The following is a 7548-nucleotide window of genomic DNA, read 5'->3' on the forward strand; positions in this document are numbered from 1 at the left end:
GGCGCTACCGGCGCTACTGGCGACGCTGGGGCTACTGGTGCCACTGGAGCTACTGGGGCTACTGGGGCTACCGGCGATGCTGGGGCTACTGGTGCCACTGGAGCCACTGGTGCCACTGGAGCTACTGGTGCTACTGGCGCTACCGGCGCTACCGGCGCTACCGGCGCTACTGGCGACGCTGGGGCTACTGGTGCCACTGGAGCTACTGGGGCTACTGGGGCTACCGGCGACGCTGGGGCTACTGGTGCCACTGGAGCTACGGGTGCTACGGGGGCTACTGGTGCCACTGGGGCTACTGGAGCTACTGGAGCTACAGGTGCTACGGGGGCTACAGGTGCTACGGGCGCTACGGGTGACACTGGAGCTACTGGAGCTACTGGCGCTACTGGTGCCACAGGCGCTACGGGTGCTACTGGGGCTACTGGCGCTACAGGTGCTACAGGTGCTACGGGCGACACTGGGGCTACTGGCGCTACAGGTGCTACGGGGGCTACTGGTGCTACAGGTGCTACGGGTGCCACAGGCGCTACGGGTGCTACTGGGGCTACTGGTGCAACTGGGGCGACCGGCGAAGATGGAGCAGGTGCCATCATTCCGTTCGCGTCTGGACTTCCAGTTGCTCTAACAACATTAGTCGGAGGTTTAGCTGGAACTACAGGGCTTATTGGATTCGGAAACTCTGTTTCTGGCGTCGCTCTTACCGGAACAACTATTGATTTGACTGGAGCTGCCGGAACCCTCTTAAACTTTGCATTCTCCGTGCCTAGAGCCGGAACGATCACGTCTGCTTCTGCATACTTCAGCATAACTGCCGCTCTCACACTCTTGGGCAACGCAAATATTACTGCACAACTTTATATTTCTACCGCACCTAACAATATCTTCACTCCAATTGCCAGTGCTATCGTACCATTACCAACCCTAACGGGTCTTTTAACCATAGGTCAAAGTGTTTTTGCTATCACAACTGGTATTAATGTACCTGTTCCAGCGCAATCACGTCTTCTCATGGTATTCTCTGTAACTACTACAGGTATTGCTGTAGCAACTACAATTGCTGGATATGCAAGTGCAGGTGTCAACATCACGTAACAAACTACAAAAAAACAAGCAGTGACTGTTTATCAGCGCTGCTTGTTTTTTCTTATTGTAACATTTGAATTAGGATTAAATATCTTCACTTTATTAGATATAGCCTCCACTTTATAAGAGACCCGCTTCACCTTCATTCGGCGCTCCCTCAAGTCAGCTGCCAGTAGATAAGCGTTGTAGCGCTGTGCAGCCAATTCCTTCGTACTATCTAATAATAAGGCAGCTTTATGCTGTGTCTGAATAGACAAACGCTGCGTGGATCGAATCAATTGGTGCATACTCATAATCGCTAACGTCGCGGATTGTATCACTTTCATTTCCTCTTCAATCATATTCCCGGCGTACTTTGTATTGGATTCATCCATCTTGATCCACATCCCGAGTGGTTAATCGCCTACTAAGTTCCATCATTCGAATAAGAAGTTTCTGTTTCTCATTTAGCGCCTCAAGCACTCTTCCTACCGCATTCTGAAAGTCGGTAATTTGCTGATTGGTTGGTGATGTTGGAAACAAATTACCTTTCCCTGTAAAAGCTTCGATCTTGTTAGCCTCCGCTTGAATAAATCGAGCGATTGCAGCTTCTTCCAAAGCTACGGCTTTGACCAATTCCCTGAATGCATCGATGCTTGCATATTTTTGTATTTCATCGAGCAGATTTTCAGGAATGGATTCAAATTTCACTTCAATCACCTCTGCTCATTTATTGATGACGAGCTTACGAACATAAGATCAAGCTATTCCCAAGTTAAACATATGCACAAATCAGAAGGATCATGCTGGTATATTATTTTGACTTGGATATATTTGTAATCATGAGACAATCTCTCCTAGACATACAGTTAAAAAGTAAACAAACTTTAATAACATTTAGGAGGTCTATACATGTCTCAACCATCCATTCCAAATATAACCCCCATCATTTCGCTTACGAAAAAGGAGACCCTTTCTCTCCTGCTCAGTTCCCTTGCTATGAGTGAACTCGCCATTTCCCATATCCTTAATGCTGAAGCTGAGAAGATTCAATCTTTTGTCCACTTTGCTAATCATAATCACTGTGTCAAAACCAAAGACTATATCCGGTTTAATCATGCCGTCTCCCATCTAATTGAAGATGTGAACATGGAGCAGTACTTAAGCTTAAGTAAGCTGGATCGCATTATTTCATTAATAGAGGATTGCGGACATCATTGTGAACCTGATTGTGATCATTCCTCCTGCGAAGATCCAGAATGCTGCGATGAATGTGAGCATGAGTAATCCATAGTACCGTATGATTACAACAGACTATAACGCCAGGGGACGTTGTGACCTAACTGTAATATCCCCTTTTCTAACTACAGCAGAAGGTCGCATCACAAATTCTTGAGTTGTTGCATTCCAATCAAATTCGGTCTCACGGCGCACAATCCGTACCCGTCTAACGATGGACAACCCCCCACCCTGTTCAAGCAGTACTGACACGCCATCATCGGTGTCATCCAGTTGTACTTTCAGACCATGTATTCTTCTTACATCACGATCCGTAACTATCTCCTCTGGACTGATCCAGAGTAGGTACTGCTGCGTGGCTGTGCTACAAATATGTGGCCATAGCAATTCTTCTTCACTCTTCATTTGCAGTAGCTTGATCCGTTTACTGGAATCCAAAAGCGTAGCTTCTTTCTCCCCAGCTCCACTGTAGTCAATCACAATCCATTCATCTGCAATAAGTCCTACTCTTTGTATCATGTTCTGAAAATGTGACGCCACCGTACGATCCCTAAGAGGAACAACAATTGTTAATGTTGCTGCCTTTTTATATAGGAGTTCATGTATCTCACTCCCCCATTTCTGGCTAGCTTTTTCCCTGTTTAGGACAAGTAGTTCACTTAAACTGGAATCTTGTAAGGTTGCCATCGTCATATGACCAAAATGGTGAATAAATGAATCATATACAATTCGGATTCGGTAACCACTGTAAATAACGCGCAAACATAGATCATCATCCTCATAGTTACCTAATCCATACTGTTCATCAAAACCCCCAACTTCCTCAAACACTTCACGCTTAACAAGCATACAAAAGCCTACGACCCGCCTCGTATCCATAGAGACACCAGTAAACTGTGCGCCATGCCTAGCGGAGAAGTCATTGATTTCATCCAGACTTTTATAATGGACATCGATTTGCTGATGTCCACTCACATGATTACTTACCGGTCCTACCATACCGATATGGTCGTGGCTATAAAGGGATCGCAACATACGAGACAACCATCCTGGCGTTACGATCGTATCGTTGTTCAGGAACAGAATGGTGTCACCAGTCGCTGCCGCTAATCCCTGGTTACAGCCTTTTGCAAATCCTAAATTATGTTCATTCCGAATCAAAGTTATATCTGGCTGGCCAAGTAAATAAGATACGGTATCATCCGACGACCCATTATCTACTACGATGATTTCATAGGGTTCATCCGTGTTGCGCCTAATGCTATCGAGACAAAGACGAGTTAACATCATTAAATTATGGGTCAATATGATAATACTTGTTCTATTCACTTGGCCTAAGCCTCCTCTTTAATCAGCTGACTCTTCGGGCACTATTTGATGCGTATCACGAAAATAATTGCGGTTGTACAGCATGCTTTGATGCGTTGGATTAAACCTAAGCGCCTGCTCGTTATGCTCGAAAGCTTTTCTGTAATCGCCAAGTCGGTCATAACATAAACACAATTGCAGATGAGGGTACCATGTCGCAGCATTCCGGTTCGTGATGCCCATCGTACTCGGTGGAGTAATTTCAGTGGCAAGTTGATACCAGAAGATCGCAATCGAATACCTCTTCTCCCCAAAAAAATATTCCCCGATTGCACAAGACACCTCAGGACGAGGGATTTCATAACTTAAGGCTCTGGTCAACGAATCAAACCTCTTTCGTTCATTACCAATCTTCGAATAACATCCAGCTAATTTGAGACAAGCCTGAATATTATCTTCAATCCAGCCTTCCCCGGTATCCAGCATCTTTTCGTAATATGAGGCTGCTTCTTCATGAAAGCCATGATCTCTTAACTCATTAGCGAAGTAGTACAGATCTCTTGTCGAGAACTTCTCTCCTGCCTTTTGTCGCTTACGATAGATTTGAAGATTACGATCTGTGTATACTTTTTCTTTATGGTGGGTGATACACACATCACTATCTAAAAAGGTTCCGCCTACAGCCAAATACTCATGTACAGCCCCTATCCATTGAAAGTTACATTCCCTTCGTACGAGGCGGTTTCGTCGTAAGCTTGTTGTCACTCTTCCTTCCGCATCAAACCCGAGATTGTAAGTCATGGTTACCCGATCTACTATAGGCATCGTCTGTTTCAAGTGTTTAAACCGTTCGATATCCTGTTCTGTCAGCACATCATCTGCATCAAGCCAAAGTACATACTGCTTCGTTGCTTTAGAGAATGAATAGTTTCGAGCAGCCGAGAAATCATCGATCCACTTAAAATCAAACACTCGATCGGTATATTGACGTGCTACTTCTTTCGTCTTATCTGTTGAACCGGTATCTACAATATTAATCTCATCTACGATATCCTTCACCGATTCAAGTAGTCTTCCAAGCGTATCCTCTTCTTGACGGACAATCATGCATAAGCTGATCGTAATTCTACTCTCTTCCACTTTCATATGTTTCGCACGTATTTTGTCTTGAACTTTCGTATACGCCTGTTGGGCTTCAGGATGATCAGGAGAAAGCGACAATACCTTACGGTAAGCATCTGTTGCTTGCTCAAGCTGGCCTTCCTTCTCGTAACATTGACCAAGATAATACCACGCCTGAAACGAACCAACTCCCCTCAGCGTGAGATAATCAAGGTTATCTTCCCCTAATTCTAGACAGTGTTGAAAGACGGGTATCGCCTCTTGGACCATCTCTTTTTGCAGAAGAATCACACCTTTATAGAAATGAAGATCGACATAATCAGGGTACATGGAGATTGCCTTATCTATGGCTGGCCATGCTCCATCATAGCTCCCTGTTGCAAGTAAAGAAGAATATTTCATTTTATATAACATCGATGGTGGGGCTAAGTTCTTACGCAAGAACTGAATGATAGATTGATTAATATACTCAAACGTTTCTGTGTATTGACCAACCCGATAATACTCGCTCGCTAAATGGTAAAAGACCCAGGGGTCTGGATCCGGCTCTTCCACCGCTTTCAGTAACATCGTTAGATTACGTTCATACTTCGACTTGCCCTGAGTCACCTGATCCATGTATCCGTAATGGTACACTTTAACATCGAGCTGCATGACTTCATCGGTACTTCCGGGTATCTCGTCTACATTTAATCGTTCGTGAATAGCTCCATTGAATTTCAATCCTAGACCATTACGAAACAGACGATGATGAGCTATCCGGTAGACTCTAGATAGATTAGGTGGAGATTCGCCATAAAAGTTAATCAATTCAATAAAAGCGAGGTTGCTGTTCTCATGTTCTAGCACTTGTCTTAATCTATTCGCATCCCCAGCATCTACTTCTTCATCTGCATCGAGCCATAGGATCCAGTCCCCAGAAGCCTTTTCGAGTCCAAAATTCCTTGCTTCCGAAAAATCTCCAGTCCAAGGAAAACAATAAACGCCCGCTCCTAATGAGCGAGCAATGTCCGGAGTCCGATCTGTTGATCCGGTATCTACCACAATCATTTCATCAACAACGTCCTTTACACTTGTAAGACAACGACCAATCCAAGGTTCCTCATCTTTGACAATCATGCATAATGATAATTTTTTTCCCTGCACTGTCGTCCTCCCTTTCCAAATGATATAACCTTATGCCACCTCATAATGGCATGGCTTAGTTCAGATATATCCCGCCCCCTATACTTATTCAAAGGTGTCTCAGATTATCACTTCCTAATCCATCAGCAGTTCGCTGCTTTCCCTGCTTAATGATGTGATTCTTATGAATGCGGATTTTTATTTTTAGAGATAGACAACATTACGATTAGATTGATTCTGGCATAAGATATTCCATGTCTGTGTAAAGGAGCTGGAGATATGTCCGAATCTAACATTCCGAATCTTTCTCCGAATATCTTACTTAACCGCGAAGACGCTATTAATCTCCTTCTACTCTCCATTGCACTTGAGGAACTGGGACTTAGCCACATCATTAACTCAGAAGGAGAAAAGCTTCAGTACGCACTTGGTACACTTCCAGGTGCCCCACCTCCTTCGGCAAGCATCTCAGACTTGCTGGCCATCAACGAGAGTATTCGAAACACTGTTGATAGCGTCCGAAATGTAGAAGACCTTCTCGTAAACAAACTTGAGAGCGTGCTCTCTATTCCCATATCTGTTGGCCCTACAGGCCCTACGGGTCCAACCGGACCTGCAGGTGGTGATACGGGCGCTACTGGCGCTACTGGTGTGACTGGGGCTACTGGAGCTACAGGCGCTACCGGGGCCACTGGTGATACCGGAGATACAGGTGCCACGGGAGTTACTGGAGACACTGGTGCCACTGGGGCCACTGGCGTCACTGGAGACAGCGGAGCTACGGGCGCAACTGGGGCCACTGGTGATACCGGTGCTACCGGAGACACTGGAGCTACCGGAGATACGGGCGCCACTGGGGCCACGGGTGCCACGGGTGCCACCGGCGCTACTGGCGCTACTGGAGACACCGGCGCTACTGGAGACACTGGGGCCACTGGGCCAACCGGAGCCACTGGAAACACCGGGGCCACCGGCGTAACCGGCGCTACTGGTGCGACTGGAGATACTGGTGCTACTGGAGACATTGGCGCCACGGGCGACACCGGCGCTACAGGAGATACTGGTGCCACGGGTGCCACGGGCGACACCGGAGATACTGGCGTGACTGGCGATACTGGAGCCACGGGCGACACCGGTGCTACCGGTGCTACTGGCGACACCGGAGACACGGGCACTACTGGAGCTACTGGCGCTACCGGAGATACGGGCGACACCGGCGCTACTGGAGCCACCGGCGCTACTGGAGCCACCGGCGCTACTGGAGCTACTGGCGACACGGGAGCTACTGGCGACACGGGAGCTACTGGCGACACTGGTGCCACTGGTGCCACTGGTGCCACGGGTGATACTGGTGCTACAGGAGCTACGGGTGCTACCGGAGATACTGGTGCCGCTGGTGCTACTGGCGACACGGGGGCAACCGGAGCCACTGGAAACACCGGTACTACGGGTGCTACGGGCGTCACTGGAGTCACTGGAGTCACTGGAGTCACTGGAGTCACTGGAGTCACTGGAGTCACCGGAGTCACCGGAGTCACTGGCGATACCGGCGATACGGGAGCTACCGGAGATACCGGAGCCACTGGAGACACTGGAGCCACTGGAGACACTGGTGCTACTGGAGACACTGGTGCCACTGGAGACACTGGTGCCACAGGAGATACTGGTGCTACAGGAGATACTGGTGCCACG

7 protein-coding genes and 1 pseudogene are annotated in these 7548 nt (G+C 47.5%); 3 read left to right on the forward strand and 5 right to left on the reverse strand.

What is annotated here, in order from left to right:
- On the forward strand, window positions 1-1092 hold a 1092-nt coding region (locus AC3WJJ_RS17210; protein WP_492542567.1), incomplete at its 5' end, for an exosporium glycoprotein BclB-related protein.
- 32 nt (window positions 1093-1124) lie between these two features.
- Here AC3WJJ_RS17210 and AC3WJJ_RS17215 read toward each other — a convergent pair.
- Both AC3WJJ_RS17215 and AC3WJJ_RS17220 read right to left on the reverse strand, forming a co-directional pair.
- The gene (locus AC3WJJ_RS17215; RefSeq protein ID WP_492542568.1) at window positions 1125-1469 is read right to left on the reverse strand and encodes a hypothetical protein; all 345 of its coding nucleotides are present in this window, start codon (window positions 1467-1469) and stop codon (window positions 1125-1127) included.
- Window positions 1450-1773, reverse strand: a complete 324-nt coding sequence (locus AC3WJJ_RS17220; protein ID WP_422659464.1) for an alpha-helical endospore appendage domain-containing protein — start codon at window positions 1771-1773, stop codon at window positions 1450-1452. Before AC3WJJ_RS17220 ends, AC3WJJ_RS17215 begins: the two co-directional genes overlap by 20 nt.
- A 201-nt stretch (window positions 1774-1974) precedes the next feature.
- Between AC3WJJ_RS17220 and AC3WJJ_RS17225 the strand changes: the two genes are divergently transcribed.
- Entirely contained in the window at window positions 1975-2349 is a 375-nt protein-coding gene (locus AC3WJJ_RS17225; protein ID WP_422659463.1) for an alpha-helical endospore appendage domain-containing protein, read from the forward strand.
- A 27-nt stretch (window positions 2350-2376) separates the two neighbouring features.
- Here the strand turns inward: AC3WJJ_RS17225 and AC3WJJ_RS17230 are convergent, their stop codons facing one another.
- The 3 genes and pseudogenes from AC3WJJ_RS17230 to AC3WJJ_RS17240 all read right to left on the reverse strand — a co-directional run.
- On the reverse strand, window positions 2377-3630 hold the full coding sequence (locus tag AC3WJJ_RS17230) for a glycosyltransferase family 2 protein (protein ID WP_492542570.1): 1254 nt from the start codon (window positions 3628-3630) through the stop codon (window positions 2377-2379).
- An 18-nt stretch (window positions 3631-3648) separates the two neighbouring features.
- Window positions 3649-4755 (reverse strand): glycosyltransferase, encoded by a 1107-nt coding sequence (locus AC3WJJ_RS17235; RefSeq protein ID WP_492543079.1) that lies wholly within the window; start codon window positions 4753-4755, stop codon window positions 3649-3651.
- Window positions 4756-4800: 45 nt separating this feature from the next.
- Window positions 4801-5850: pseudogene (locus AC3WJJ_RS17240) on the reverse strand (glycosyltransferase family 2 protein); the annotation flags it as partial.
- A 285-nt stretch (window positions 5851-6135) separates the two neighbouring features.
- Between AC3WJJ_RS17240 and AC3WJJ_RS17245 the strand changes: the two are divergent.
- The coding region (locus AC3WJJ_RS17245) for an alpha-helical endospore appendage domain-containing protein (RefSeq protein ID WP_492542572.1) at window positions 6136-7548 on the forward strand (1413 nt) is incomplete at its 3' end.

The sequence above is a fragment of the Paenibacillus sp. FW507-14B1B genome, from assembly GCF_058781425.1.

What these genes read in the sequence shown, in the direction of transcription:
- AC3WJJ_RS17215 (WP_492542568.1), bottom strand. Translation starts at nt 1,469, where the DNA reads ATGTGGATCAAGATGGATGAATCCAATACAAAGTACGCCGGGAATATG.
- AC3WJJ_RS17225 (WP_422659463.1), top strand. Translation starts at nt 1,975, where the DNA reads ATGTCTCAACCATCCATTCCAAATATAACCCCCATCATTTCGCTTACG.
- AC3WJJ_RS17235 (WP_492543079.1), bottom strand. Translation starts at nt 4,755, where the DNA reads ATGAAAGTGGAAGAGAGTAGAATTACGATCAGCTTATGCATGATTGTC.